Annotated in this window: 30 protein-coding genes and 1 tRNA gene; 10 read left to right on the forward strand and 21 right to left on the reverse strand. The window is 56.3% G+C overall.

From position 1 onward, the window contains the following. Positions 1 to 3: 3 nt before the first annotated feature. From pheT to thrS, 6 genes are all read right to left on the reverse strand, one after another. Positions 4 to 2,382: a phenylalanine--tRNA ligase subunit beta gene (gene pheT, locus ACP7BN_RS23620; protein ID WP_426206322.1), complete on the reverse strand. Its 2,379-nt coding sequence runs from the start codon at positions 2,380 to 2,382 to the stop codon at positions 4 to 6. 26 nt (positions 2,383 to 2,408) lie between these two features. Further along, positions 2,409 to 3,425 carry a phenylalanine--tRNA ligase subunit alpha gene (pheS, locus tag ACP7BN_RS23625; protein ID WP_426206323.1) on the reverse strand — a complete coding sequence of 339 codons (1,017 nt, stop codon included), beginning with the start codon at positions 3,423 to 3,425 and terminating at the stop codon, positions 2,409 to 2,411. A gap of 109 nt (positions 3,426 to 3,534) precedes the next feature. Continuing rightward, entirely contained in the window at positions 3,535 to 3,891 is a 357-nt protein-coding gene (rplT, locus tag ACP7BN_RS23630) for a 50S ribosomal protein L20 (RefSeq protein WP_007913489.1), read from the reverse strand. Positions 3,892 to 3,919: 28 nt separating this feature from the next. Beyond that, a complete protein-coding gene (gene rpmI, locus ACP7BN_RS23635; RefSeq protein ID WP_002553160.1) occupies positions 3,920 to 4,114 on the reverse strand; it encodes a 50S ribosomal protein L35 in 195 nt (64 codons plus the stop codon). A gap of 60 nt (positions 4,115 to 4,174) precedes the next feature. Next, positions 4,175 to 4,726 carry a translation initiation factor IF-3 gene (gene infC, locus ACP7BN_RS23640; RefSeq protein WP_176469887.1) on the reverse strand — a complete coding sequence of 184 codons (552 nt, stop codon included), beginning with the start codon at positions 4,724 to 4,726 and terminating at the stop codon, positions 4,175 to 4,177. Next, positions 4,726 to 6,648 carry a threonine--tRNA ligase gene (gene thrS / locus ACP7BN_RS23645; protein WP_426206324.1) on the reverse strand — a complete coding sequence of 641 codons (1,923 nt, stop codon included), beginning with the start codon at positions 6,646 to 6,648 and terminating at the stop codon, positions 4,726 to 4,728. Before thrS ends, infC begins: the two co-directional genes overlap by 1 nt. 371 nt (positions 6,649 to 7,019) lie before the next feature. On the opposite strand from thrS, the gene ACP7BN_RS23650 reads away from it, so the two are divergent. Further along, positions 7,020 to 7,322 carry a hypothetical protein gene (locus ACP7BN_RS23650; protein ID WP_426206325.1) on the forward strand — a complete coding sequence of 101 codons (303 nt, stop codon included), beginning with the start codon at positions 7,020 to 7,022 and terminating at the stop codon, positions 7,320 to 7,322. Positions 7,323 to 7,610: 288 nt separating this feature from the next. Then, complete coding sequence (locus ACP7BN_RS23655) at positions 7,611 to 7,823, forward strand: cold-shock protein (RefSeq protein WP_007905882.1); 213 nt, start codon at positions 7,611 to 7,613, stop codon at positions 7,821 to 7,823. Positions 7,824 to 7,896: 73 nt separating this feature from the next. On the opposite strand, the gene ACP7BN_RS23660 is transcribed toward ACP7BN_RS23655, so the two are convergent. Next, entirely contained in the window at positions 7,897 to 8,214 is a 318-nt protein-coding gene (locus ACP7BN_RS23660; protein ID WP_426206326.1) for an I78 family peptidase inhibitor, read from the reverse strand. A gap of 166 nt (positions 8,215 to 8,380) precedes the next feature. Further along, positions 8,381 to 8,686 carry a hypothetical protein gene (locus ACP7BN_RS23665; RefSeq protein ID WP_426206327.1) on the reverse strand — a complete coding sequence of 102 codons (306 nt, stop codon included), beginning with the start codon at positions 8,684 to 8,686 and terminating at the stop codon, positions 8,381 to 8,383. Positions 8,687 to 8,818: 132 nt separating this feature from the next. On the opposite strand from ACP7BN_RS23665, the gene ACP7BN_RS23670 reads away from it, so the two are divergent. Continuing rightward, the gene (locus tag ACP7BN_RS23670; protein ID WP_420648670.1) at positions 8,819 to 9,001 is read left to right on the forward strand and encodes a hypothetical protein; all 183 of its coding nucleotides are present in this window, start codon (positions 8,819 to 8,821) and stop codon (positions 8,999 to 9,001) included. A gap of 49 nt (positions 9,002 to 9,050) precedes the next feature. Here ACP7BN_RS23670 and ACP7BN_RS23675 read toward each other — a convergent pair whose 3' ends face one another. The 8 genes from ACP7BN_RS23675 to ACP7BN_RS23710 form a co-directional block, all read right to left on the reverse strand. Beyond that, positions 9,051 to 10,079, reverse strand: a complete 1,029-nt coding sequence (locus ACP7BN_RS23675; protein WP_426206328.1) for a nucleoside hydrolase — start codon at positions 10,077 to 10,079, stop codon at positions 9,051 to 9,053. A gap of 41 nt (positions 10,080 to 10,120) precedes the next feature. Beyond that, a complete protein-coding gene (gene rbsD, locus ACP7BN_RS23680; RefSeq protein WP_426206329.1) occupies positions 10,121 to 10,525 on the reverse strand; it encodes a D-ribose pyranase in 405 nt (134 codons plus the stop codon). Next, on the reverse strand, positions 10,522 to 11,439 hold the full coding sequence (gene rbsK, locus ACP7BN_RS23685) for a ribokinase (protein WP_426206330.1): 918 nt from the start codon (positions 11,437 to 11,439) through the stop codon (positions 10,522 to 10,524). Before rbsK ends, rbsD begins: the two co-directional genes overlap by 4 nt. Before the next feature lie 24 nt (positions 11,440 to 11,463). Next, positions 11,464 to 12,483, reverse strand: coding sequence for a LacI family DNA-binding transcriptional regulator (locus ACP7BN_RS23690; protein WP_426206331.1), 1,020 nt, complete (start codon positions 12,481 to 12,483; stop codon positions 11,464 to 11,466). A 3-nt stretch (positions 12,484 to 12,486) separates the two neighbouring features. Then, positions 12,487 to 13,464, reverse strand: a complete 978-nt coding sequence (locus ACP7BN_RS23695; protein ID WP_420648675.1) for an ABC transporter permease — start codon at positions 13,462 to 13,464, stop codon at positions 12,487 to 12,489. Then, positions 13,461 to 15,014 (reverse strand): sugar ABC transporter ATP-binding protein, encoded by a 1,554-nt coding sequence (locus ACP7BN_RS23700; protein WP_420648676.1) that lies wholly within the window; start codon positions 15,012 to 15,014, stop codon positions 13,461 to 13,463. Before ACP7BN_RS23700 ends, ACP7BN_RS23695 begins: the two co-directional genes overlap by 4 nt. Before the next feature lie 57 nt (positions 15,015 to 15,071). Continuing rightward, complete coding sequence (locus tag ACP7BN_RS23705) at positions 15,072 to 16,028, reverse strand: sugar ABC transporter substrate-binding protein (RefSeq protein WP_420648677.1); 957 nt, start codon at positions 16,026 to 16,028, stop codon at positions 15,072 to 15,074. A 198-nt stretch (positions 16,029 to 16,226) separates the two neighbouring features. Further along, positions 16,227 to 16,667, reverse strand: a complete 441-nt coding sequence (locus ACP7BN_RS23710) for a hypothetical protein (RefSeq protein ID WP_420648678.1) — start codon at positions 16,665 to 16,667, stop codon at positions 16,227 to 16,229. A gap of 344 nt (positions 16,668 to 17,011) precedes the next feature. Here ACP7BN_RS23710 and ACP7BN_RS23715 point away from each other — a divergent pair, with 344 nt between their 5' ends. From ACP7BN_RS23715 to ACP7BN_RS23725, 3 genes are all read left to right on the forward strand, one after another. Beyond that, positions 17,012 to 18,100 carry an asparaginase gene (locus tag ACP7BN_RS23715; protein ID WP_420648679.1) on the forward strand — a complete coding sequence of 363 codons (1,089 nt, stop codon included), beginning with the start codon at positions 17,012 to 17,014 and terminating at the stop codon, positions 18,098 to 18,100. A 179-nt stretch (positions 18,101 to 18,279) separates the two neighbouring features. Beyond that, on the forward strand, positions 18,280 to 18,570 hold the full coding sequence (locus ACP7BN_RS23720) for a DUF1654 domain-containing protein (protein ID WP_426206332.1): 291 nt from the start codon (positions 18,280 to 18,282) through the stop codon (positions 18,568 to 18,570). A gap of 4 nt (positions 18,571 to 18,574) precedes the next feature. Further along, a complete protein-coding gene (locus tag ACP7BN_RS23725; RefSeq protein ID WP_426206333.1) occupies positions 18,575 to 19,264 on the forward strand; it encodes an endonuclease in 690 nt (229 codons plus the stop codon). Positions 19,265 to 19,308: 44 nt separating this feature from the next. Here ACP7BN_RS23725 and ACP7BN_RS23730 read toward each other — a convergent pair whose 3' ends face one another. Both ACP7BN_RS23730 and ACP7BN_RS23735 read right to left on the reverse strand, forming a co-directional pair. Continuing rightward, positions 19,309 to 20,211 carry a siderophore-interacting protein gene (locus ACP7BN_RS23730; protein ID WP_420648682.1) on the reverse strand — a complete coding sequence of 301 codons (903 nt, stop codon included), beginning with the start codon at positions 20,209 to 20,211 and terminating at the stop codon, positions 19,309 to 19,311. A gap of 87 nt (positions 20,212 to 20,298) precedes the next feature. Continuing rightward, positions 20,299 to 20,667 (reverse strand): SPOR domain-containing protein, encoded by a 369-nt coding sequence (locus ACP7BN_RS23735; RefSeq protein ID WP_426206334.1) that lies wholly within the window; start codon positions 20,665 to 20,667, stop codon positions 20,299 to 20,301. Positions 20,668 to 20,917: 250 nt separating this feature from the next. On the opposite strand from ACP7BN_RS23735, the gene csrA reads away from it, so the two are divergent. Beyond that, positions 20,918 to 21,112 carry a carbon storage regulator CsrA gene (gene csrA / locus ACP7BN_RS23740; RefSeq protein WP_003179932.1) on the forward strand — a complete coding sequence of 65 codons (195 nt, stop codon included), beginning with the start codon at positions 20,918 to 20,920 and terminating at the stop codon, positions 21,110 to 21,112. A 211-nt stretch (positions 21,113 to 21,323) separates the two neighbouring features. On the opposite strand, the gene ACP7BN_RS23745 is transcribed toward csrA, so the two are convergent. Next, positions 21,324 to 21,779: a DUF2214 family protein gene (locus ACP7BN_RS23745; RefSeq protein ID WP_426206335.1), complete on the reverse strand. Its 456-nt coding sequence runs from the start codon at positions 21,777 to 21,779 to the stop codon at positions 21,324 to 21,326. A 687-nt stretch (positions 21,780 to 22,466) separates the two neighbouring features. On the opposite strand from ACP7BN_RS23745, the gene ACP7BN_RS23750 reads away from it, so the two are divergent. Genes ACP7BN_RS23750 through ACP7BN_RS23760 form a run of 3 tightly spaced genes read left to right on the forward strand, consistent with a single transcriptional unit; the run spans position 22,467 to position 23,937 of the window. Next, a complete protein-coding gene (locus tag ACP7BN_RS23750) occupies positions 22,467 to 22,964 on the forward strand; it encodes a PAAR domain-containing protein (protein ID WP_426206336.1) in 498 nt (165 codons plus the stop codon). A 2-nt stretch (positions 22,965 to 22,966) separates the two neighbouring features. Further along, positions 22,967 to 23,599 carry a hypothetical protein gene (locus tag ACP7BN_RS23755; RefSeq protein WP_426206337.1) on the forward strand — a complete coding sequence of 211 codons (633 nt, stop codon included), beginning with the start codon at positions 22,967 to 22,969 and terminating at the stop codon, positions 23,597 to 23,599. Beyond that, positions 23,596 to 23,937, forward strand: a complete 342-nt coding sequence (locus ACP7BN_RS23760) for a hypothetical protein (protein WP_426206338.1) — start codon at positions 23,596 to 23,598, stop codon at positions 23,935 to 23,937. Before ACP7BN_RS23755 ends, ACP7BN_RS23760 begins: the two co-directional genes overlap by 4 nt. Positions 23,938 to 25,104: 1,167 nt before the next feature. Here ACP7BN_RS23760 and ACP7BN_RS23765 read toward each other — a convergent pair. Together ACP7BN_RS23765 and ACP7BN_RS23770 are read right to left on the reverse strand one after the other, a co-directional pair. Then, the gene (locus tag ACP7BN_RS23765; RefSeq protein WP_426206339.1) at positions 25,105 to 25,500 is read right to left on the reverse strand and encodes a hypothetical protein; all 396 of its coding nucleotides are present in this window, start codon (positions 25,498 to 25,500) and stop codon (positions 25,105 to 25,107) included. A gap of 174 nt (positions 25,501 to 25,674) precedes the next feature. Next, a tRNA-Val gene (locus ACP7BN_RS23770) sits at positions 25,675 to 25,751 on the reverse strand. Positions 25,752 to 25,878 lie beyond the last annotated feature (127 nt).

Raw genomic sequence — 25,878 nt, forward strand, 5'->3', positions numbered from 1 at the left:
ACGTCACTTCCTTAACGTGGCGTTCAACCTTTGTTCGAGCGAGGTGAGGATATTTTGCGTCGTCGAATTCACCTCATCGTCATTAAGAGTGCGCGATGGATGCTGCCAGGTCAAGCCGACTGCAAGGCTTTTTCTATCAGGATCAATACCTTTACCCTGATACACGTCAAATAGCCTGAGGTCTGTCAGCCATTCGCCTGCATTTTCACGGATTACGTCCAATACAGCCGAGGCTGCAACATCTGTGTGTGCAATCAGTGCAAGGTCACGACGCACTTCAGGAAAGCGCGACAACTCCTGGAATTTAGGCATTTTACCGGATGCCACTTCAGCCAGAACCAGCTCGAAAACGAAGACTGGACGGTCAAGCCCCAGAGTTTTCGACAGCTCAGGATGAATCGCGCCGACGTACCCGACTTCACGACCATCGCGCTCGATGCGCGCGGTTTGGCCCGGGTGCAGCGCCGGGTGTTTGCCCGGTACAAACGTGAACGCATCCAGCGCACCAGCGAAACCGAGTACCGCTTCCACATCAGCCTTGACGTCGAAGAAGTCGACTGTGTCGCGACCTTGCGCCCAGCCTTCCGGCAATCGGCTACCGCAAACGACACCAGCGAGCATCGGCTCTTGCTTCAGACCGTCTAGCTGACCGACGAAACGCAGACCGCTTTCGAACAGACGCACGCGATCTTGCTGACGGTTCAGGTTGTGCTGCAGCGACTTGACCAGACCCGGCCACAACGACGAGCGCATCGCGGCCATGTCATTGGAGATCGGGTTGGCCAACAGCAGAGGCTCGACGCCCGGGCTGAACAGCTCGAATTGCTTCGGATCGATAAAGCTGTAGGTGATCGCTTCCTGATAACCACGGGCTACCAGCAGACGACGCAGTTCCGGCAGGTCGCTGCGCGCTTCAGCCTTGGCTTGTGGCGCCAGACGCGCTTGCGGATAGCGAACCGGTAGACGGTTGTAACCGTACAGACGCGCCAGTTCTTCGATCAGATCGACTTCCAGGCTGATGTCGAAGCGATGGCTTGGCACTTCTACGCGCCACTGCCCTGCTCCGTCGGCGGAGATCTTCAGACCCAAAGCACTGAGCAAACGCTCGATTTCAGCCGAATCCATTTCCATGCCGAGCATCTGCGTGATGCGTTGCGCACGCAGAGTGATCGGCGCGATCGACGGCAGATGTTGCTCACTGACGGTCTCGATGATCGGGCCAGCTTCACCGCCAGTAATTTCCAGCAGCAGGCCAGTGGCGCGCTCCATGGCTTCACGGGCCAGCTGCCAATCCACGCCACGCTCGTAGCGATGCGAAGCATCGGTGTGCAGACCGTAAGAACGCGCCTTGCCCGCCACAGCGATCTGGTCAAAGAAGGCACTTTCCAGGAATACGTCACGAGTCGTTGCAGACACGCCGCTGTGCTCGCCACCCATCACACCGGCAATAGCCAGAGCGCGAGTGTGGTCGGCAATTACCAGCGTATCGCTACGCAGGCTGACTTCCTGACCGTCGAGCAGGACCAGCTTCTCGCCCTCTTCCGCCATGCGCACACGAATGCCGCCATTGATTTCGGCGAGATCGAAGGCGTGCAGCGGCTGACCAAGCTCAAGCATCACGTAGTTGGTGATGTCGACAGCAGCGTCGATGCTGCGCACGTCGGCACGGCGCAGACGCTCGACCATCCACAGCGGTGTAGGCTTGGACAGGTCAACGTTACGAATGACACGCCCCAGGTAGCGCGGGCACGCGGCCGGCGCCAACACTTCAACCGGGCGCACTTCGTCATGCGCTGCAGCGACCGAAACCACAACCGGACGAGTCACTACCGCGTCGTACAGAGCGCCGACTTCACGCGCCAGACCGGCCAGGGACAGGCAGTCGCCGCGGTTCGGGGTCAGGTCGACTTCTATGCTGGCGTCTTCCAGATCCAGGTAGACGCGGAAATCTTCGCCCACCGGCGCATCGGCCGGCAGCTCCATCAAGCCGTCGTCGCCTTCACCGACTTGCAGCTCGGCTTGCGAGCACAACATGCCGTTGGATTCAACGCCACGCAGCTTGGCCTTCTTGATTTTGAAGTCGCCCGGCAGCTCGGCACCGATCATGGCGAACGGAATCTTCAGGCCCGGACGCACGTTTGGCGCTCCGCACACGACCTGGAAAGTTTCCGCGCCATTGCTGACCTGGCACACGCGCAACTTGTCGGCATCCGGGTGCTGCTCGGTGCTCAACACCTCGCCTACCACTACGCCACTGAATACACCGGCGGCCAGCGTAACGCTATCGACCTCAAGGCCGGCCATCGACAGACGCGCAACCAGCGCGTCGCGATCTACCTGCGGGCTAACCCAGCCGCGCAGCCATTGTTCACTGAATTTCATCCTGCTCTCCTAAAAATTCGTTACGACTAGCGAAATTGCGCGAGGAACCGCAAGTCGTTGTCGAAGAACAGACGCAAGTCGTTCACGCCGTAACGCAGCATGGCCAGACGCTCGACGCCCATGCCGAAGGCAAAGCCCGAGAACTCTTCCGGATCGATGCCGGACATGCGCAGCACGTTCGGGTGAACCATGCCGCAGCCCATGACTTCCAGCCAGCCAGTCTGCTTGCAGACGCGGCAGCCTTTACCGCTGCACATCACGCATTCCATATCGACTTCAGCGGACGGCTCGGTGAACGGGAAGTACGAAGGACGGAAACGCACTGCAAGTTCTTTTTCGAAGAACACCCGCAGGAACTCTTCGATGGTGCCTTTCAGGTCGGCGAAATTGATGTCGCGATCGACCAGCAGGCCTTCAACCTGGTGGAACATCGGCGAGTGGGTAATATCGGAGTCGCTGCGATACACGCGGCCTGGGCAGACGATGCGGATCGGCGGCTGCTGCGATTCCATGGTGCGGACCTGTACCGGCGAGGTATGGGTGCGCAACAACATGTTCGCATTGAAATAGAAGGTGTCGTGCATCGACCGGGCCGGGTGATGGCCTGGGATGTTGAGCGCCTCGAAGTTGTGATAGTCGTCTTCGACCTCAGGGCCTTCGGCAATGCCGTAGCCGATATGGGTGAAGAACTGCTCGATGCGTTCCAGAGTCCGCGTTACCGGATGCAGACCACCAGAGGTCTGACCACGACCAGGCAGGGTCACGTCAATGGACTCGGCGGACAGTTTGGCGGCCAGCTCGGCCTCTTCAAACAGTGCCTTGCGCGCATTGAGAACGTCCGTAACACGCTCCTTGGCAACGTTGATCAGCGCGCCAACTTGTGGGCGCTCTTCTGCCGGCAAATTCCCCAGGGTCTTCATCACCTGAGTCAATTCACCTTTTTTACCAAGGTAATGAACCCGGATTTGCTCCAGGGCATTGATGTCTTCAGCGCTTTGCACAGCCTCTAGTGCTTGAGAGACCAGCGCATCCAGGTTTTCCATGTACAGACTCCAGATACAAAATAGGGGAAGAGCTTGAAGGCTCTTCCCCTATTTATGACGTTTACCACCTGACCCCACGGAAGTGAGGCCGGGTGATTGTCGGGGGTACTTAAGCCAGAGTGGCTTTAGCTTTCTCGACAATCGCGGCAAACACCGCTTTTTCGTTCACTGCCAGATCAGCCAGAACCTTACGGTCGATCTCGATGGACGCTTTTTTCAGGCCAGCGATGAAACGGCTGTAGGACAGACCGTTAACACGAGCACCAGCATTGATACGAGCGATCCACAGAGCGCGGAACTGACGTTTTTTCTGACGACGGTCACGGTAGGCGTATTGGCCTGCCTTGATTACCGCTTGCTTGGCAACACGGAATACGCGCGAACGTGCACCGTAGTAGCCTTTAGCAAGTTTCAGAATTTTTTTGTGACGCTTACGGGCAATGACGCCACGCTTTACACGAGCCATGAGTTACTTCCTCTATTCTTGACTAAAATTAACGAAGGCGCAGCATGCGCTCGACTTTTGCCACGTCAGACGGATGCAGCAAGCTGCTACCGCGCAGTTGACGCTTACGCTTGGTCGACATTTTAGTCAGGATGTGGCTCTTGAAAGCGTGCTTGTGCTTGATACCGTTAGCAGTTTTCAGAAACCGCTTAGCAGCACCACTTTTCGTTTTCATTTTTGGCATGTTCGGATACTCCGCATTCAGTTGATAAACATAATCAGAAGGCCTGCCGTGCCCTGATGATTACTTCTTCTTTTTCGGGGCGATGACCATGATCAGTTGGCGTCCTTCCATCTTAGGATGCTGTTCGACCGAACCGTACTCGAGCAAGTCACCTTCAACTCGCTTGAGGAGTTCCATCCCCAGCTCCTGGTGGGCCATCTCACGGCCGCGGAATCGCAAGGATACCTTGGCCCTGTCCCCATCACTCAGGAAACGTACCAGGTTGCGCAGTTTTACCTGGTAATCCCCTTCCTCCGTCCCTGGACGAAACTTGATTTCTTTAACCTGAATCTGCTTCTGGTTTTTCTTGGCTGCGGCAACCTGCTTCTTCTTCTCGAAGATCGATTTGCCGTAATCCATCAGTTTGCAAACAGGGGGTACTGCATCGGCGGAAATTTCCACCAAATCCAGTTTGGCCTCTTCAGCCTTAAGAAGCGCGTCTTCAATTGACACAATCCCAAGCTGTTCACCTTCAGCCCCAATTAACCGAACCTCGCGTGCCGAGATATTCTCGTTGATCGGGGCTTTCGGTGCAGCTCGTTTATCTTGTCTCATTTCACGCTTAATAGTAATTACTCCGAATCTGGGCGACCACGCCGGGAAACCGCTTGCGCGAGAAACTCAGCGAACTGGGCGACGGGCATCGAGCCCAGGTCAGCACCTTCACGAGTACGCACAGCGACAGTCTGCATCTCGACTTCCCGATCTCCGATAACCAAGAGAAAGGGGACCTTGAGCAAAGTATGCTCGCGGATTTTAAAGCCGATCTTTTCATTTCTCAAGTCAGACTTGGCACGAAATCCGCTTTCGTTGAGAGTTTTGTCAACCTCGGCGGCAAAATCGGCCTGTTTGTCAGTGATGTTCATGATCACTGCCTGGGTCGGAGCAAGCCACGCAGGGAACGCGCCCTCGTAGTGCTCGATCAGGATTCCGACGAAACGCTCGAAGGATCCGAGGATCGCCCGGTGCAACATTACCGGGTGCTTGCGACTGTTGTCTTCGGAGACGTATTCGGCTCCCAGACGGATCGGCAGGTTAAAATCGAGCTGCAGGGTACCACACTGCCAGACGCGGCCAAGGCAATCTTTGAGCGAGAACTCGATCTTCGGACCGTAGAACGCACCTTCACCCGGCTGCAGATCGTACGCAAGGCCCGCGCTGTCGAGGGCGGCGGCCAGTGCAGCTTCGGCGCGATCCCACAATTCGTCGGAACCAACGCGTTTTTCCGGACGAGTGGACAGCTTCATCTCGACATCGGTAAAGCCGAAGTCGCGATAAACGTCCATGGTCAGCTTGATGAACGCAGCGGACTCAGCCTGCATCTGCTCTTCAGTACAGAAGATGTGGGCGTCATCCTGAGTGAACGCACGCACACGCATGATGCCGTGCAGCGCACCCGATGGCTCGTTACGGTGGCAAGCACCGAACTCGGCCAGACGCATCGGCAACTCGCGGTAGCTCTTCAGGCCTTGATTGAACACCTGCACGTGGCACGGGCAATTCATCGGCTTGATGGCGTAGTCGCGGTTTTCCGACTGAGTGGTGAACATGTTGTCGGCGTAGTTGGCCCAGTGCCCGGATTTCTCCCACAGACTGCGGTCAACGACCTGAGGAGTTTTGATCTCCAGATAGCCGTTATCACGCTGCACCTTGCGCATGTACTGCTCAAGCACCTGGTACAGAGTCCAGCCGTTCGGGTGCCAGAAAACCATACCCGGGGATTCTTCCTGAGTGTGGAACAGGCCAAGACGCTTGCCGATCTTGCGGTGATCGCGTTTTTCAGCTTCTTCGATGCGCTGGATATAGGCTGCCAGTTGTTTCTTGTCAGCCCAGGCCGTGCCGTAAACGCGCTGTAACTGCTCGTTCTTGGCATCGCCACGCCAGTAGGCGCCGGACAGCTTGGTCAGTTTGAAGGATTTCAGAAAACGCGTGTTCGGCACGTGCGGGCCGCGGCACATGTCGACGTATTCTTCGTGATAGTACAGACCCATGGCCTGTTCGTTCGGCATGTCCTCGACCAGGCGCAGCTTGTAGTCTTCGCCACGGGCCTTGAACACTTCAATCACTTCGGCGCGCGGAGTGACTTTCTTGATCACGTCGTAATCTTTTTCGATCAGTTGCTGCATGCGCTGCTCAATGGCAGCCATGTCGTCCGGTGTGAAAGGACGTTCGAAGGCGATGTCGTAATAGAAGCCTTCGTCAATGACCGGGCCGATGACCATTTTGGCCGTCGGGTACAACTGCTTGACCGCATGGCCAACCAGGTGGGCGCAAGAGTGACGAATGATCTCCAGCCCCTCTTGATCCTTTGGCGTAATGATTTGCAGCGTTGAGTCGCTGTCGATGATGTCGCTGGCGTCGACCAGCTGACCATTGACTTTGCCGGCTACGGTGGCTTTGGCCAGACCAGCACCAATGGATGCGGCGACCTCGGCTACGGAAACCGGGTGATCGAATGAACGTTGACTGCCGTCGGGAAGAGTAATAGTTGGCATGGCGCCTCCTCTCCTAGTGGTGACCCCTACCAAAGGTCACGTGGGTTGGGATGAGCCAGTACAAGATCCGATCCAGGCCATTCAATGACGAACGCCTGCCTTACAGCGGCAGGAGCCTTGCGGCCAACCGGAAAATCGAACCAGAGTGACTGGGATTCAAATCGGGATTTTCGTACGTTGCCGCTACCGGGACTGAAGGTCATCCGGAGCCTGCAAACGCCCGAGTCGGGCATGCTAGCACAGATGAACGGTCGCCGATGTGCTCGACTTCTGCTGGAAGGCAAATCATCTGTTTTATGCCACAGTGCTGAACTTGATCGGCCCTTCAGCCCTCAGATAACAAGACATTGACCCACAAGGAGCATCCTCGCATGCGTCTGAATACCCTGTTTGCAGTAGTCGCCCCTTTCGCCCTCCTGCTGCCATTGAGCGCCCACGCCGACTGGCCAAAGGGCGAGCGTGACAAATACATGGCCCAATGCACGCAGGCGGCCACTGCGCAAATCGGCGCAGCCGCGGCTAAAGCTCACTGCGCATGTGGCGCTGACGCCATCAAATCCTATCCGGCCAGTGACATTCAGGCTTTGATGGACAACAAGGCCACACCTGAATTGCAACAGAAAGCGTTGGGCCAGATTGCCAAATGCAAGGCCAATACCCCGGCGAAAAAGTGACAAAAAATTCATTTTGAACCTGTCGAAACGCGAGAAAAAGCACCTGATTTGAGCTTTTTCACTCGATTTATGCAGGTTTTACAGGTTTTTTTATAGTCTTTACGTTTCGCTGGAAGCCTTTAAAACCGGGGCTTTCAGCCGAAACAGACAGTGAAGAAAACACGACTGATTGGCAAACAGCACGTCCGGGGGGCTACCAAAGCGAACATTTCGACTATGATATCCCCGTGTGCCCAGTTGGCCTGAGCAGCACAGTACTGAAAAATATATGTTTCTTGGAGATACACCATGTCTAATCGCCAAACCGGCACCGTTAAGTGGTTCAACGATGAAAAAGGCTTCGGCTTCATCACTCCTCAAGGTGGCGGTGACGACCTGTTCGTACACTTCAAAGCTATCGAAAGCGACGGTTTCAAAAGCCTGAAAGAAGGCCAGACCGTTTCCTTCGTGGCTGAGAAAGGCCAAAAGGGTATGCAAGCTGCACAAGTACGCGCTGAGTAATTTTCAGCCGCACTAAAAAAACCCCGTCCATGTGACGGGGTTTTTTATGCCTGCTAAAAAAGCCTGCCAGCGATCAGCCGCAGTTGATGCGCGTGACCATCAATGCGTTATCGGTGTTCAGGTTCAGGCGATCGGACCGATATTCCAGGGTAACCATGTCATCAGGCTTGAGAAAACGGGCATTTTGCGCGCCGGCTTTGGTACGTGCCTGCTCCAGCAATTCGGGCGAAGCCTTTTTGCCAACAGCGAATTGCGCAGCCTGTGCTTCGCAGCGGCTGTGACCGGATTCGGTCGCCACTGGATCCTTTGCCGACTCACTCGAGCTAGTACTGCAACCGGCCAGCAGGGCAACGGCCATAAAAGTACCCAGTGACGCGAGCTTCCAAGGCATGAAGCCTCCTTCTTTCAATAGATGAACTGAGATCGTGCGACCGCCACTTCGGCGTTTGGTTTCGCGGCGAGAGCCATCACCCTGCCCCACGATCGGAAAAATGGCGAGTGTGCCTGACCAGCGACAGATGCTTAACCACACAATCGTCACTGAATATTAACGCGACTCAATAGACGTCGATGTAGTCGAATGGCGGATTCGGCCAATTGTCCTTGAGCGCATTGTAGATCTGCATGACCCAGACCTCGTCGCTGGCCGCGACGTTTCCCACATAACCGGAACCCTTGGCCCACGTTTCGAGGCGAAACAGCAAGCCGTCGATGCTCTGACCACCCGTAACGCCAGTAGAAATATAGGCGATACCACCCTTGGTCACGCGCAACTGGGTGTGTTCGTCATCGCTGGCCGATGCCAGTAACTGGCGCACCGACTCAAGCGTCAGGCCATCGGGAGAATTCAAATCGATCTGCACAACTCAATCCTGGGTCTATTCGTCAATGACCAAGTGTCGCATAGCCCTGCGCTCATGCCTAAGTCGCAGTGCCAAACGCCTGACAAAATGGTTAACTCGAAACCCAGACCTTCCGACTTTTCGAGCACGATCATGACCACCGTAAGCATCGACGCCGACATCAAAGCCAAATGGGCAGACGGACACAGCTCTTATAGCCCGGGGAGCACAGAAGAATTGGCGCTTATAGGCATCGATCTACTGGTGAAAGAACTGGGGACCGTAGCGGCCCAGCAGTTCATCGCGCAGATCTTCGAGAGATATCCGACCGACTAGATCGGCCAGAAAAAACCCGCAAGCTGGCACCTGCGGGTTGTCGACCTGATTACTTAAGGCGCTTCAGACGCTCGGTCAACAGATCGAAGAAGCCTTGTGCGTCGCCATTTTCCACCCAGAAGGCGTTTTTCGGCGCTTTAAGGCCGTCGTACCAGTCAACGACGGTTTGGCCGAAGGTCGGGCCTTCACGGCTGTCGACCACCACATTCACCGAACGACCGGTGAACAGCTCAGGCTTGAGCAGATACGCCACGACAGTCGCGTCGTGTACCGGGCCACCCGGGATGCCGTAGTGCTCCATATCGCCTTTGACGTACTCATTGAGGATATCGCCGACAATCTTGCCCGCATTGTTGTTCAGCGCAGCAATCTGCTTGAGGCGCGCGTCACTGGTCAGAATCTTGTGCGTCACGTCCAGCGGCAGGTAAGTCATCTTCACGCCACTTTTGAGCACCACTTCAGCCGCTTGCGGATCCGCGAACAGGTTGAATTCGGCCACAGGAGTGATATTGCCACCGTTGAAGTGGGCACCACCCATGACTACCACTTCCTTGATGCCGTTAACGATCTCCGGCTCCTGGATCAACGCAAGTGCCAGGTTGGTCTGCGGACCGAGCATGGCGATGGTGATGCTGTGCGGCTTGGCGTTTTTCAGCGTGTCGATCAAGTAGTTGACCGCATTGCCTTCGGCCAGGCCTTTTTTCGGCTCATGCACGGTGACACCCGACAGGCCTTCCTTGCCATGGATGTTTTCGGCGTAGATCGGCGTGCGCATCAGCGGCTTGGGTGCACCGGCGTACACCGGCACTTCCTCGCGCCCTGCCCACTCACGAGCCAGTCGCGCGTTGCGCGAAGTCTTGTCGAGACGCACGTTGCCGGCCACGGTGGTCAGCGCACGAATATTCAGTTCTTCCGGCGAAGCCAGAGCGAACAGCAGAGCGACCACGTCATCGGCACCTGGGTCAGTGTCGATGATCAGATCAATTTTTTCCGCCGCCTGGGCGCCGGTCGCGGTAATCAGGGACAAAAGCAGCAGACTCCGGATCAGTTGGTGCAGTTTCTGAGCATAGCGGTGCATGGCGCATTCCTTGTGCTTATTAAAATTGGGCGTGACGCCCGTTAAAATGTTACCCCGGCGACCAACACGATGTTGCAGTACGGCTGACATTCGCCTGTACGAACAATCGCCCGCGCCTGTCGGCTAAGAACCTTGAATTGCTCATGACTGAGCAGATCGCGTCGACCGAGAGCGCCTTCGTCATTCAACTCGTTCAGCGTGGTTAACGCACTCGGGTTCTTGTCGAAGATTTCGTTGGCCAGCACATGACTCTCGACCTGCATTTCGCTGAGCACGACTTTCAGGGTGCTGACGAAATCCGGTACGCCATGGGTCAGAGCCAGATCAATCAGCTCGACACCCGGTGGCACCGGCAGACCGGCATCGCCGATGACCACTTTGTCGCCATGACCAAGGGAGGCAATCAGGCGCGAGAGCGCGACGTTGAGCAAAGGAGTCTTTTTCATACGGGTTTAAATGCCTGAACTTCGGATGAAGTGGGAATCGAAGGTTGCGCGCCAGCACGGGTCACCGACAGCGCCGCCGCCACTTGCCCGTAACGAATGGCATCGGCCTCGGTTTTGCCAGACGCCAGCGCAGCCGCGAAGCCACCGACAAAGGTGTCCCCCGCCGCCGTGGTATCCACAGCTTTCACCCTGGGTGCCGGAAAATGTTCAAAGCCTGTGCCATTCGCGAACAACGAACCCTCAGCACCCAAAGTGATGATCACTTTGCCGGCACCCATCGAGATCAGATGGCTGGCCGCGACTTCTGCCGTTTGCAGCGAATCTACCGGCAACCCACTGAGGGCGGCCGCTTCGCTTTCGTTGGGAATCAGGTAATCGATCGATGCATACCAATCCGCTGGCAGCGGGCGGCTTGCCGGCGCCGGATTGAGGATGACGATTTTGCCCAGCTCACGACCGCGCTTGAGCGCATGGCCGACCGTGGCATCGGGAATTTCCAGCTGACAGATGATCACATCCGCTGCCTGCAATACCGCGTCGAATCGGTCCACCACCGCAGGCGTCAAAGCACCATTGGCACCGGCGACGATCACGATCGCGTTCTGACTGTTGTCATCGACCACAATCAATGCCACGCCGCTGGAATCCTCGACCACGCTGACAGCCAGACAATCAATGTGGTCAGCCAGCAACGCCTCACGCAATTGCACGCCATAGGGATCGTTACCGACGCAGCCAACCATTGCCACTTGTGCACCCAAGCGCGCAGCGGCCACTGCCTGATTGGCGCCCTTGCCGCCGGACACGGTTGCGAACGAATGGCCGATCAGCGTTTCACCGCCTCTAGGCAGGCGTGGCGCACGGGTCACCAGATCCATGTTGAGGCTGCCTATTACCACTACTTTTGCTGGCATTCATCACTACTCGTCAATTCGGTTTCAGCGGTACTCGGTGAACACGCCGGACAGCGGCGCGGTCGATTCTCGCAGGACAATACTCGGGGTCACGATCTTCTGATCTGTGGCCAGACTCGGGGTGGCGATCCTTCGCAGCAGCACTTCGGCAGCCATCTCACCCAGTTGCAGGATCGACTGGCCGACCGTAGTCAGCGCCGGGTACACATAACGGCTCATCTGGATATCGTCGAAGCCGATCACCGACAACGCGCTCGGCACTCGCACATTGCGTTCGGCAGCCGCGCGCAGCACACCGATACCGATCATGTCGTTACCGGCAAAGATCGCGCTGGGCGGGTTGTTCGCCAGCAATACCGCCGCTGCGTTGTAACCGCCGGTGCTGGTGAAATCGCTTTCCAGCACACGCTCAGGCACAACTTCGACACCAGCCTCCTGCATCGCCCGACGGAAACCCGCGAGACGCATTTGCGCCACGCGGGTATCTGCCGGACCGCCGATGGTGGCGATGTCGCGATGCCCCAACTCCAGCAAATGCCGAGTGGCCAGGTACGCACCGTATTCGTGGTCGATCCGCACCAGGTCCGCATCCACACCGTCCAGGCTGCGGTCGACAATGACCATCGGCGTTTTCACTGCAGCCAGCCCTTCGGCCAGGCCACGATCACCGCCAGCGGAGGCGACGATCAAGCCATCGATGCGTTTCTCCAGCAGCACGCGCAGGTAGCTGCGCTGCTTGTCCGGGTTGTCGTCGGAGTTGCACAGGATCACGCAGTAACCGTTGCGCTCACAGTAATCCTCGATACCCCGCGCCAGCTCGGCGAAGTACGGGTTGAGGCTGTTAGGCACCAGCAGGCCGATTGTCGCGGTGGTCTTGGCCTTCAACGACCGCGCCACGGCGCTGGGCACATAATCGAGGGTCTTGATGGCCGCCTCGACTTTGAGCCGCACTTCCTGGCTGACCGGCCGGGTCTTGTTCACCACGTGGGACACGGTCGTGTAGGAAATCCCCGCGAGCGCCGCCACATCCTTGATTGTTGCCATGGTTCAGCCCCGCCGGCTTGCGCGTTGACTGCGATAAGTATCGAGCACCACGGCCACGACGATCACTGCACCGGTGATGATGCGCTTGGTCGGCTCGGTCGCACCAATCTGCGCCAGACCGGCCGCCAGTACGGAAATGATCAGTACACCAAAAAAAGTACTGATCACCGAACCGCGCCCGCCCATCAGACTGGTGCCACCGATTACCACCGCAGCGATCACTTGCAGCTCAAGGCCGGAACCGGCGTTTGGATCCGCCGCTTCCAGACGCGAAATCTGGAACAGTGCAGCGACACCCGCGAGCAACCCCATCAGGCTGAACACCAGAATCTTGTAGGGCTTGGGATTGATCCCCGCCAGCCGCACGGCTTCTTCGTTGGTGCCAATGCCGATCAGATAACGACCGAACACCGTGCGGGTAAGCACTGCCTGGGCGATGAAGATCACCAGAAGAGCAATGATGAACGACGGCGAAATGCCGAAGGCAATCGGGTTCGACAGCCAGGCGAAGGAGTCACCTATATAAGCAGTGCGCGAGCCGGTCATCTGATACGCCAGGCCACGGGCCATTTCCAGCACGCCGAGCGAGACGATGAACGACGGAATACGCCACGCCACGGTGATCGAACCGGTGACTGTGCCGGCCAATGCAGCCACGGCCATGCCGAGCAATGCAGCCGGCAAAACGCTCCAGCCCCAGCCCAGGATCGCCACGCTGACCGTCGATGCGGCGAGCGCCAGCACTGAACCCACCGACAGGTCGATGCCGCCGATGATCAGCACGAACGTCATGCCCACCGCCAACACCATCAAATCGGGAATCTGGTTGGCCAGCGTGCTGAACGTGTCGTATGACAGAAAGTGACTGCTCATGACCGAGAACAGCGCGATCATCGCCAGCAAGGCCCCGGCCAGGCCTAGATAAGTGCCGAGCCCGTAAAAATTGCCACTACGTTTGCTGGCGGAAGATGCAGTTTTCATGGGAGATCCCTAGGCGCGGCTTCGTTGAGCAGCGCATCACGTTTTTGGTAGCCGGCGAACGCGGCGGCAAGCAAGTCATCCTGGGTCCAGCTATCGCGCTCGAAGGTGTCGATCAGGCGCCCGGCGGACAGCACGCCGATGCGGTCGCAGATCAACATCAATTCACGCAGATCACTGGACACCACCACCAGCGCTTTGCCCTGACGGGTCAATTCACCGAGCAAGGCATAAATGTCGAACTTGGCACCGACGTCGATACCGCGGGTCGGCTCATCGAACAGCAGCACGGAGCAATCACGCTCGAGCCAACGGCCGATCACGACTTTTTGCTGGTTGCCGCCGGACAGCTCGGACACCAGTTGTGTCGGGCTGGAGCTGCGGATACGCATGGCAGCGATCTGCCGTTGCGCCAGAGATACTTCGTCAGCATTGTTTACGAAACCGCCGCTGGAAATCTCCGGCATGTTGCCGAGTGCGATGTTGGCGCTGATCGACTGGCTGAGCAGCAAACCTTCGCCCTTGCGGTCTTCGGTAATCAAGGCAATGCCGTTGCGCACCGCATCGACCGGCGAGCGAATGCTCACCACCTGCGCTGGCGAACCAAGCGCGACGGTGCCGCTGTCGGCGATATCCGCGCCGAAAATCAAGCGCAGCAGCTCAGTGCGCCCTGCCCCGATCAATCCGGAAATACCGTAGATCTCGCCGGCACGCACCTCAAAGGAAACGTCGCGCACCTTGTCGGAACGGGTCAGGCCTTTGACCGTCAATGCAGGCGCGCCGATGTTGCGCGGCCCCATATCGATGTGTTCGCCCAGCTCACGACCGACCATCAACGTGACCAGTTGCTCGCTGTTGTAATTGGCCATCGGCTCGACGCAGACCAGATTGCCGTCACGCAGCACGGCGATCCGTTGCGCCACGCGCGCCAGTTCTTCGAGGCGGTGCGAGATATAGATGATCGAAACGCCGCGCGCCTGCAAGCGGGTGATCTGCTCGAAGAGCATTTCGACTTCGCGAGCCGTGAGCATCGCGGTCGGTTCGTCGAGGATCAGCACGTGGCAATCGCCGATCAGGTTGCGGGCGATTTCGACCATTTGCTGGTGACCGATGCCCAGTTCACCAACAAGGGTATCCGGATCAATCGCATCGAGACCGACTTGCGCCATTGCCTCGATTGCAGCCTTGCGCAATTGCTTGCGGCTGATCCAGCCACCGTTACTCGGCAAATTGTCGAGAAACAGATTTTCTGCGACCGACAGCGTCGGCAGCAGATTGAGTTCTTGCATGACCATGCGTACGCCAAGCTCTTCAGCCTGAGTCCGACTGCCGGGGCGATAGTCTTTGCCCTGAAACTGCATCTGGCCGGTGGTCGGTGTGACCAGCCCGCCTATGATTTTCGACAGAGTGCTTTTACCGGCGCCATTCTCGCCGGTCAGTGCCAGCACTTCACCGCGCATCAGCGTCAGGTCGATGTCCGAGAGCACCGGCTGCGCATAAGTCTTACCGATACCGCTGACCGTGAGGACAGCGTTCGGAGCGGAAACTGACATAAGAAATCTCCATGGGCTCGCCCGGACGGACGAGCGCCATTTGTGTCGCCAGAAGGCTTACTTGGTGACCAGTTCGACTGGCGTTTCGACTACGCCATTGGTGCCGGTGTCGACCTTCTCACCCTTGACGATTTTCAGTGCAGTCTCAATGCCGAACACCGCTTGCTTGGCAGCGAACTGGTCGGCAGTCGCCAACACGCGGCCGTCTTTGAGCATTGGCTTGATGGCATTGATGTTGTCATAACCGACCACTTGCACTTTGCCAGCCTTGCCGGCGGCACGCACAGCGGACACGGCGCCGACGGCCATGCTGTCGTTGCCGGCGAGCAGGGCTTTGACGTCCGGGTATTCGCTGAGGATCGAAGCGGCAACCTTGTTGCCCTTGTCGATTTCCCAATCACCCGATTGCAGCGAGACCACTTTGATCTGCGCCGCTTCCATCGCGTCCTTGAAGCCAGCGGTACGCGCCTGGGCATTGGTGGTGGTCGATACACCTTCAATGATGCCGACTTGGTCACCAGCCTTCAATTGTTTGGCCAGGTACTCACCCACCAGACGCGCGCCTTTGCGGTTGTCCGGGCCTACGAAAGGCACAGTGAGGTTTTTGCTTTTGACCACGGCCGGGTCGAGCTGGTTATCGATGTTGATCACGGTGATACCGGCATCGATGGCTTTTTTGATCACCGGCACCATGGCTTTGGAGTCAGCCGGCGCGATCACCAGCGCATTGACCTTGGCCAGAATCATTTGCTCGACGATGCGCGTCTGGCCGGCGGTGTCTGTTTCGTCCTTGATGCCGTTGGAGATCAGGTCGAAATCGGCGGCGTGGTCTTTCTGGTAGGCCTTGGCGCCGTCTTCCATGGTCAGGAAGAATTCGTTGGCCAGAGACTTCATGACCAGCGCGACTTTAGGTTTTTCCGGGGTTTCGGCGAAGGCCGAGGAGACAGGCAGTGCAGCGGACGCGGCAGCCAGCATGGCGACAGCGAGAAGACGTCCAGCGAATGGCAGCTTCATGGGTTCACTCCGATCTTATGATTATTGTGAGCAACGCTTGCGCTGGCGTAAGCTTCGCTGCGTCCCCGATGACTGTAGCCCATCGTGGAGGCCGCGCAAACGTTTGCGTAGACCGAACTATGCGAATCCTGCCGAGATTTGTCAACGTTAGAAAATCGGCTTTTTTGGTTAAGCGATTCACCAGAATCGCCGCGCATCTTATGCCGTAGTGTTGATCACGCCGCCCGCGCTCTTGGTCAGCTCCTTCACCAGGCTCGCCGCTACTTGGGCGAGTGCACCGCTGGTGGCGGCGATCTGGCCCTGAATAGCCATCACCCGGGTAGCTTTGGCTTCAGGGGTCGGATAACTCGCAGCTTGCGCGGCGGCCAGTTGCTGCTGCTGTTCTTGCAGTTGCTTTTGCAGTTCCTGCATGCGCTTGAGCAGCATTTTCACGGTGATACTTTGATTGCCACCGCTCTCGACCTGAGGTTCTTCCTGCGCAGGGCCGCCGGTTCTGACTTGATTGGTCTTGACCTCTTCCTTACCCAGCAACTGGTCCGACTCCTTGGCAGCGGCCTCATTCAAGGCATCAATTGCAGCCGGCGTCTTGCCACCGATGGTGATGGTGTTGGGATGAGGAAAACCGACGGTCAACGACATATGAACTCCTGAAAAAATAGATTCCTTAGGGAGCACATCGGCCATTCGGGTGGTTTCTTTAGCAGAGAATCCGCAATAGGCAACCGCGCATGTCCGACTGATCATGCAGGCCTTTTCGGAGAGCCGAACGTGAAAGGCATTGTTGTTCGGAATACCGGACTCCGAATGCTCGCGACGTTTTATCTGACGATAAAATATTGATGTAAATCATCAAGTTAAACAATTTTCTCAAGCACAGTACGGATGGTACAGATCCTGCTCCCTTCCCTGCGCCCCTCAGATCGCGAAGGGGCGCATCTAGATGAACCTGCATCAGCACCGTCTCACTACTAGAGAGAAAAATAATGAAATCTGCTTTCAAAACCTTCGTTCCGGGCGCTTTGGCCCTCCTGCTGCTCCTGCCCACCGCTCTTCAAGCAAAAGAAGTTGAAGCCCAGACCAAACTGGCCAACGTGGTAGTACTGGCCACCGGCGGCACCATTGCCGGCGCTGGCGCCAGCGCAGCCAACAGCGCCACCTATCAGGCGGCCAAGGTTGGCATTGAACAATTGATCGCCGGCATTCCGGAATTGAACAAACTGGCGAACGTGCGTGGCGAACAAGTCATGCAGATCGCCTCGGAAAGCATCACCAATGAAAACCTGCTGCAACTGGGTCGCCGCGTAGCCGAACTGGCCGACAGCAAAGACGTCGACGGCATCGTCATCACCCATGGCACCGACACCCTGGAAGAAACCGCTTACTTCCTCAATCTGGTAGAGAAAACCGACAAGCCAATCATCGTTGTCGGCTCGATGCGCCCAGGCACCGCGATGTCGGCAGATGGCATGCTCAACCTGTACAACGCCGTAGCCGTTGCCAGCAGCAAAGACGCGCGCGGCAAAGGCGTGCTGGTGACCATGAACGACGAAATCCAGTCCGGTCGCGATGTCAGCAAAATGATCAACATCAAGACCGAAGCCTTCAAAAGCGCCTGGGGCCCACTGGGCATGGTCGTTGAAGGCAAGTCCTACTGGTTCCGCCTGCCAGCCAAGCGCCACACCATGGATTCGGAATTCGACATCAAAGACATCAAGAGTCTGCCTGATGTAGAGATCGCCTATTCCTACGGCAACGTGGGCGATACCGCCTACAAAGCCTTCGCGCAATCCGGCGCCAAAGCGATCATCCACGCGGGTACCGGCAACGGTTCGGTGTCTTCGCGCGTAGTTCCGGCGTTGCAAGCCCTGCGTAAGGACGGCGTGCAGATCATTCGCTCGTCCCACGTCAATGCCGGCGGTTTCGTTCTGCGTAACGCTGAACAGCCTGACGACAAGTACGACTGGGTTGTGGCTCACGACCTGAACCCACAGAAAGCGCGCATCCTGGCGATGGTCGCACTGACCAAGACCAACGACAGCAAAGAACTGCAGCGGATGTTCTGGGAATATTGATTGATCCTCGCCCGATCGCATCCTGATCGGGCTTTTTTTGCGCCACTGGCCACGCCGGCGAGTGGTGCAAAATCCTACAAGCGCTTCACCTCTATCCTGCAAAAAAATCCGACTCGAGTTACATCAAAAGCGGAAAACCGCTGTCAGAGGATTTTCTTGAATTTTAAGCAGTTGCGAAAATGCCTACAGTTAAATACTGTATGCACGTACAGCTTAATAAGGATAACCTCGTGGCCACCTCCCCTGATGCTCCTGATACCTATGCGCGTATGGGCATTCGCGTGCAAAAAATCATCAATTCCCCCACCGCGCAAAAAGCCAAGGCTGCGTTGATCTTTCGTCTGCCGGATGAACCCGTGGATGAATGGGAGCAGTTGCTGGAAGAAATCGACGAGAACGACAACGTCACCCTCGCTTATCGCGACGATGGCGGCGTGCAGATTTTCTGGGTTGTGCCGAAGGAAGATTGATTTAATGAGTTTGCGTTTTATTGCTGTGCTGTTGCTGTTCGTTTCCATGGGCGCCAACGCTGGCGCACCCCGGACATTCTCTGAAGCCAAGAAGGTCGCCTGGAAGCTCTACGCGCCGCAGTCCACCGAGTTTTATTGCGGGTGCAAGTACACCGGCAACCGAGTCGATCTGGCCGCTTGCGGTTACGTGCCGCGCAAGAACGCCAAGCGCGCCTCACGGATTGAATGGGAGCACATCGTTCCAGCCTGGCAAATCGGCCATCAGCGTCAATGCTGGCAGGAAGGTGGGCGCAAAAACTGCACGCGCTACGATCCTACCTATCAGAAAGCCGAAGCCGACTTGCACAACCTGGTACCGAGCATTGGCGAGGTCAACGGCGATCGCAGCAATTTCAGCTTCGGTTGGCTGCCGGTGCAGCAGGGCCAGTATGGTTCCTGCCTGACCCAGGTCGATTTCAAGGCGAAGAAAGTCATGCCCCGCCCTTCGATTCGCGGCATGATCGCCCGCACTTATTTCTACATGAGCAAGCAATACGGCTTGCGCCTGTCGAAGCAGGATCGGCAATTGTACGAAGCGTGGGACAAGACCTATCCGGTGCAAGACTGGGAACGTCAGCGCAACCAGAGCGTGGCGTGCGTGATGGGACGCGGCAACGAGTTCGTCGGCCCGGTGAACATGAGATCTTGCGGCTGATCGAGCGCATAAAAAAAAGGCCTCGAACGAGGCCTTTTTTGTGGCTAGCTACCAGCCTTGTTGTAACGCCAGTAACCCATCAGATTGAGTGATTCGCGCGGGATTCCGCGCTCCTTGATGAGGTACTTGCGCAGATTCATGACCGCAGCGGATTCGCCGGCGATCCAGCCATAAAATCCTTCAGTGGCCGCCCCGGCAGTTTCCCAGAGAATTTCTTCATCGATATCGACGTCGGCCAAGTCGACTGCCTGACGGACAGATGATGCGTCGGCAGGTAATGCTGCCTGCCGCACCGCCTCCACCATCAACGAGCCAGCTACCGCTTGCTCGCGAATCAGCCACTGCACCGAAAGCCCGGGCCAGTCGGGAACTGCGAGCATGTCCTCACGACTATCCACTTCAAAAAATGCTTCGGTCTGCGGTGGCTCCGCGAGCGCCGCGAGCTCATCGAGAATACCCATAGCGGCGGGCAATGCGGTCGCATCGGCTACCAGTAACAGCTGCTTAAGGGTTTGTGGCGGCTTCCATTCGAAACCACCCGCGTCCTGCGCAGAAAAATCCCTGTCCGGCGCGAGGATTTGCATCGACTCGCCAGGTTGCGCGCGCAACGCCCAACGAGACGCCGGGCCGGTTTCACCATGCAGAACGAAATCGATATCCACTTCACCCTGTGCGGCGCGCAAGTGGCGGATGGTGTAAGTGCGCATCGCGGGGCGGCGGTCAGCCAGCATCGCGCGGAAACGCGCATACCAGCCCTCACCCTGAGAAAGTTTGGCAGGCGAACCATCGGTGGCGGGGAAAAACAACTTCACTCGTTGATCGGGCGCCCAAGTCGCCATCTCGGTGACTGCCGGACTGGCGAGCGTGATCCGCATCAAATGCGGAGTCAGCCGGGTTTTCTGACGCAAAATCACGTCAAACAGCTTGTACGGATTGGCGGAGGCCATGCGGAGCTCCTTGAGGAATTCATCAGTGAATCCCATGAAAACGAGCCGCTTGGAATCCGCTTTAGTCAGCTCCGCTGAATGGTCCGTTTATTGTGCGGCCGGACGCTCAAGGATCAGCGATTCAATATTCTGTTTTTTCGCCTTGATCAGCGCCGCGCTCAATTGCGCCTGGCGCGCTTCGGCATCCGCCTGCGAATTGAACGGACCGACCAGAATCCGGGTTTTGCCATTGGCATCGCGAATGACACTGGTGACAAAGCCATGTTCGATCAGCCAACCGCTGAGATCGCTGACAGCCTGGGGAGTTTCGCCACGCACTTCCAGATCCCACTGCGGACCTGCGGCGACAGCAGGCGCCGTTACCGCTGCGGATTTCGGCTTCTGCGCGTCCACGCTTTTACCTTCACCACATCCCGCCAATGCCAGTGCCGCGATTACCCAGACCAGTTTGCGCACAACGTTTTCCTCGAAATTCTCAAAGCAGCGATCTTAACATCGCAAATACTGCCAAAGCCCCCGCAAAATGGGCACAAAACAACGAGATTGATGATTGCTCCCCCTGTATAGTTACGCGCTGGGAATTAATGCCGCATCTGCGCGTCAGAATGAGGCACCCAAATTGTGAGACTTCGCACTAATCTATACGTACCACCGACCTCTGCACTGTCTGAATCAGGTGCCCTACAAAGCAATCAAGGAGAAGACCATGCTGATACTCACCCGCAAAGTCGGTGAAAGCATAAATATTGGTGATGACATCACCATCACCATTCTCGGCGTCAGCGGCCAGCAAGTTCGGATCGGCATCAACGCCCCGAAAAACGTTGCCGTGCACCGTGAAGAAATCTACCAGCGCATTCAGGCTGGCCTGACCGCTCCGGACAAGCCACAAACCCCCTGAAACCTGCAGTCAGTAGCCAGTTCGTTTGCCTTCGCGTGATGACTGGCTAAAGATTCGAGCGCCGTATTGCCATCTGCTTCCCGCCCCACAGGTCACGGCGCCTGCGTTGTCATCTCTCCCGCCCTACTCCCCTTTTCGCAGCCGATGTTACCTGCCATTCCCATGACTGGCTGTCGGACGTTTCTGATACATCGCTCGGAATCGCGCTCACCTACCCAAATGTGACGCCGCGCGCCATGCCCGTAGCAGCAATCACCATCAGCACCATCAGCAGCGCTTCGACATGACTGATTCGCGCAAACAGCTTCAGACGCCGCATATCCAGCGGCGCACTGCGCGACTGTGCGATACGCCACTTGATCAACGTGATCATCGGCGCAAGCTCCAGCAGCAGAATCAACACGAACAAAGTCATCTTCAAATGAAATAGCGGCTGGTGTAGATAATAGTCAGTGCCCTTCTCAAAACCGCCGAAGGCGCGCATGCCGCCAGTCACCAGCAACACCAAAGCAGAAAGCCCCCACAGATTGTCGGCGATCAACACACGCCGAGCCTCCCCCGCCCCGGCCGCCAGGCGACTGAAAGCAGCGCCACGGGTCAGCACCGCCCAGAAGCCCAAGGCAAATGCCAGCAGATGAATAGCTGCAAGAAACCAATGAGAAAGCATCGATAGACTCCCGTCGGACGGATTTAGAAATCAGCCTGAGAGTAGTAGTCGAAAAAGCAGGGATTCGCTCGCGGCCGTTGAGTGTCGGTCTGGAGCGAAAATCGGAGAGAGGCAAATCGCAGGCAAAAAAAATCCCAAGCAGCTGATGGAAGCTTGGGATTTAAAAATGCATAAACCGTGGTGGTGAACGCGGGACGAATGTTACTGAAATATCCTTTGTGTAACAACGTATTTTCGATAACTGGTTGGTTAAAATCATACGCAAGTCATTAAATAACCACATATTTTTAATGGTCGCCGCCAGATGGTGAGTTAAAGCGGAGCGTTCAAAACAATAAAGTGGATGAAAAATCATAAATCCGTCTAGAAATCCGGACTACTGATCAAGCAAGGCACATTATCGTAAAATTCCCGTCTTTCCGCGCTTCGCAGACTGTCAACCTAAAACATGTAACTGTTATTGACCGCCTCCTGTATTTAATAGGATTATCCGCGAGCGAATTTTACAGGGACGGTTAAATTTGATGTGATCTTCATCCATGTGCGGGGCCATTCCCTTCGAATGCGCACTCGACACGACTATTCCCACTCGCACCGCCAGGCATTTCATGAGGCCTGATAGCTAGGATCGCGAGATTCAGCGAAGGCCTGCCAACGCCCACTTGAAACTTTGAAAAGGAATTTCCCATGAGTGGCAAACCTGCTGCGCGAGTAACAGACCCCACCAGTTGCCCACTACCGGGACACGGCACCAACCCGATTGCCAGCGGCTCCCCCAACGTGAACTTCGACGGCCTCGCCGCAGCTCGAATGACCGACAAATCCGCCTGCGGCAGCCCCATCACCGGCGGCGTGAGTACCACGGTTTTTATAAACGGACTGAATGCGGCGACTAAGGACAGTACCGGTGGCCACGGCAACGTGGTTATAGGCGGATCTGGCTCAGTCATTATTGGTGACACCGTAGTGGCAGCACCGTTTAGTGGGCTGATACCTATGCCCGTACATTTTAGCGATAAGTTCAGACTCGTCGACGAAGAGTCCGGCGAACCGCTGGCGAATCTCGACTATGCCATCCAGCGCAAAGACGGGAGCATAGAACACGGCGTAAGCGATGCAATGGGTTTCACCCACGTTGTGAGCTCGCACTTGCCAGAAAACATCAAACTGTTTCTGGAGGATTGAGTATGCCCGCTGCGACCGGAGTGCTCAGCAAAAATGGCAGAAACATGTCGGTCAAGGCTGAGGCAGTGGTGACACCCATAAAGGACGTCACTCAAAAAAAATTGTTGCTGTCCGCCAAGCAACAAGTTCGGCGCACTCAGAATGCCGAGTTTCTAAAAAACACCAACGTCAGAGCATTTCTTGAAACTCTTGCGCAGGTTGAGGGAGGCGACTACCACGCCAAGTATGGCTATGGCTGGGCGCCTGGCTTTAAAGCCGGCAAGTGGACATTTAGTGATGAGTCTACCCATCCCGGTCCCGGTTATGGCGGCTCAACTACGGCCTCAGGCAGATACCAGGTCACTAAAGCCACTTGGTCCGAAAATTCGGTGACAGCAATGGGACTAACTGACTTCAGCCCAGGAACACAGGATTTGATTGCCGTTGAACTACTGCGAAAGGTCGGCGCCATCGAATTACTGATCAGTGGGGATTTGAAAGGGGCAGTGGGGAAAGCCTCGAAAAAATGGGAAGCATTACCCATGGGACCAGGCCAGGGAAATCGGCCTATCAACGGCAAGCCATCCGGCCAACCTTTTACTGAATACTCTAAGGTAGCAGCGATGTACAAAAGCTTCGGCGGTACAGAGCAATGATACTGCGAACGATTTTGATCAGCCTGTCGTGCTTCGCCAGTTTCATTGCGCACGCAGCAGAATTACCAATCAAAGAGGGGATGTCATTTACCAGCGCCAGAAAAGCCCTGATCAAAAGTGGCTGGCAGCCGAACAGAACCTATTCTGGAGAGTTTGGCGTCGAAAATATTCTTATGAGAGAAGGACTTGTTGAAATAGAGTCATGCACAGAGGGCGTTCGCTTTTGCAGTTTCAATTACAAAAAAAAGGATATCTGCTTGGGCGTGGGAACTGTGGGTGAAAAAATCAAAGACATGAAGATTTATTCCTGGAACTTCGAATGCCCCGAAACCCAGTAAGCGCTTCATAGGCCGGCGGCAACGGCACTGCTGACCATCCTTATGGTCTGCTGGTAGTACGCGATCCTACCGCGTGTCATGGCTTGCCACCATCGCGTCACCTCGTTCGATCTACCTCAGGGTTTCTTCCGTCTCGAGTGGTCGCCGTACTGGTATCCAATCGGATCAGTTCAATCCATTACTGATGTATTGCAAGACCACCACAAAGGCGCCATACCAAGAGGCGTCAAACCTTTCCTCGCTGCATTGCGAGTTCTTCGAACGCTTCCAGAGCCCCCTTAGGCAGATGCACCAGTTTACTCACCGCCCTGACGATTTGAGGATTTAAGTACAACGGCGAGTTGGTCGCCACGAAGTTGAAATTTTCAGACGAGGCGCTGAAAGGCTACCCCCCACCGAACATTGCGTTACGCCAGACAAGACCTTCATGGGCCCGGTGATGCTGGTCAGCCAGAATCTTCTCAAGAGCGCCGCGCTCTAGGTGTCCACCAATAGGCTCTCCGTCCAGCCTCGACTTGATCTTATCCAGGCTCCTAGACAAAACCGCTTCAGATGGCTTGTCGTTATAGTGCTCGACATCAAGCACATCGCAGTACTGGCGGAGGCGACACCAGTGCATCTAACCCTGATAGCTCGTGATCGAATAGGTGGAGTGATGCGACTAGATATCGATCACCACAAGACTCTGCGAGGTGGTTGAAGAACGCTTGCTCGTGGTCGGGCAAAACGATGTCGTAGCCTAAGCGATCATTTAACAGCCCAAGGCCTTCAGCGATTTTGTGCCCTAGCCCCTTTGAGCTGACCCTGCGAAGAAGCAGCATGCACTTCAAGTACTTTTCGACAGCTTGCAACCCAGACCATATGGCCTGTGTAGCCAAACCAGCATTCAGGGCCAACCTCGCAGCAATGTAATCACCGTCTCCCGTATCCCTGAAGCACCTGATGGCGAAGTCATTGATCCAAGCGGCTTCTGAAGGCGCCTGGTACTCGGAAACAAACTGCTGCCAAGTCTTCTTTACGTCATCGCTCATGCTTACATCTCACCGAAAAGGTTCAGTGATAGTAATGCCCGCAATGGCTAGGGGCCAGCAGCACGTTGCCGATAGTTGCAGCTACAGCTGACCGAGCACGGGAAGGGTTTCGGTACGCTTTGCGACCCACCTCAAATCAGAAATGCTCGCACCAACCAAGAAACGCTTCGTCGTTTTGCAGGAAGATGAAGGGCTTTCTGTCGCCCTCGTCATACTCATTGATCGTCAGTGCATAGATGCTTGAACCAACTCCCGCCCCCTGATCCTTCCGCATGGTCGCTACGGCCTTGTAGCTATTCTCAGTCGAGCCGTAGTCAATAACTTGTGGGGCGGTGACGTAAGAATTCTTCAGGGCGCCTGCCATCAATCCAGTCCGCCTTTCTACGGTGAACTGTTTGCCGATGAAAAATGCGTTTATCGGCTTTTCTTTAGCGGCGACGGTGCTTTCAATCGTGCAACGGAAGTCTTCTGCCGCCCATGCATTTGTTGCCCCTGCCAGAGCCAGCAGTGCAACCGCTGTCCATGCTCTCATTGCGATTCCCTTGGTGTGTTGTTACGCATCGAAGAAAGGAGGTTTTGGAGTTCACATTGCCCAGTGTGAACGAGCCCGATATTTTGTGAACGCTCTGCATGAAATCAAAGACAACAAAAAAGGGCCCACCTTTCGGTGAGCCCTTCTAGACCGCCCAGCAGAGCGGATTTTGTTTGGTAGGCGCGATTGGACTCGAACCAACGACCCCCACCATGTCAAGGTGGTGCTCTAACCAACTGAGCTACGTGCCTGCTGTGAGGCGGCATTCTACGGAATTCCGGAGGGGTGTCAACACCTTTTTTTCACCTAACCCTATGAATATGCAAAATATTTAATTTCGCGCCATGGGCACTGGTTTTTGCCCAGGCTGGCGGAGGA

This window comes from Pseudomonas sp. TWP3-1, assembly GCF_049896625.1.
In the GTDB taxonomy this organism is placed as follows: Bacteria; Pseudomonadota; Gammaproteobacteria; order Pseudomonadales; family Pseudomonadaceae; genus Aquipseudomonas.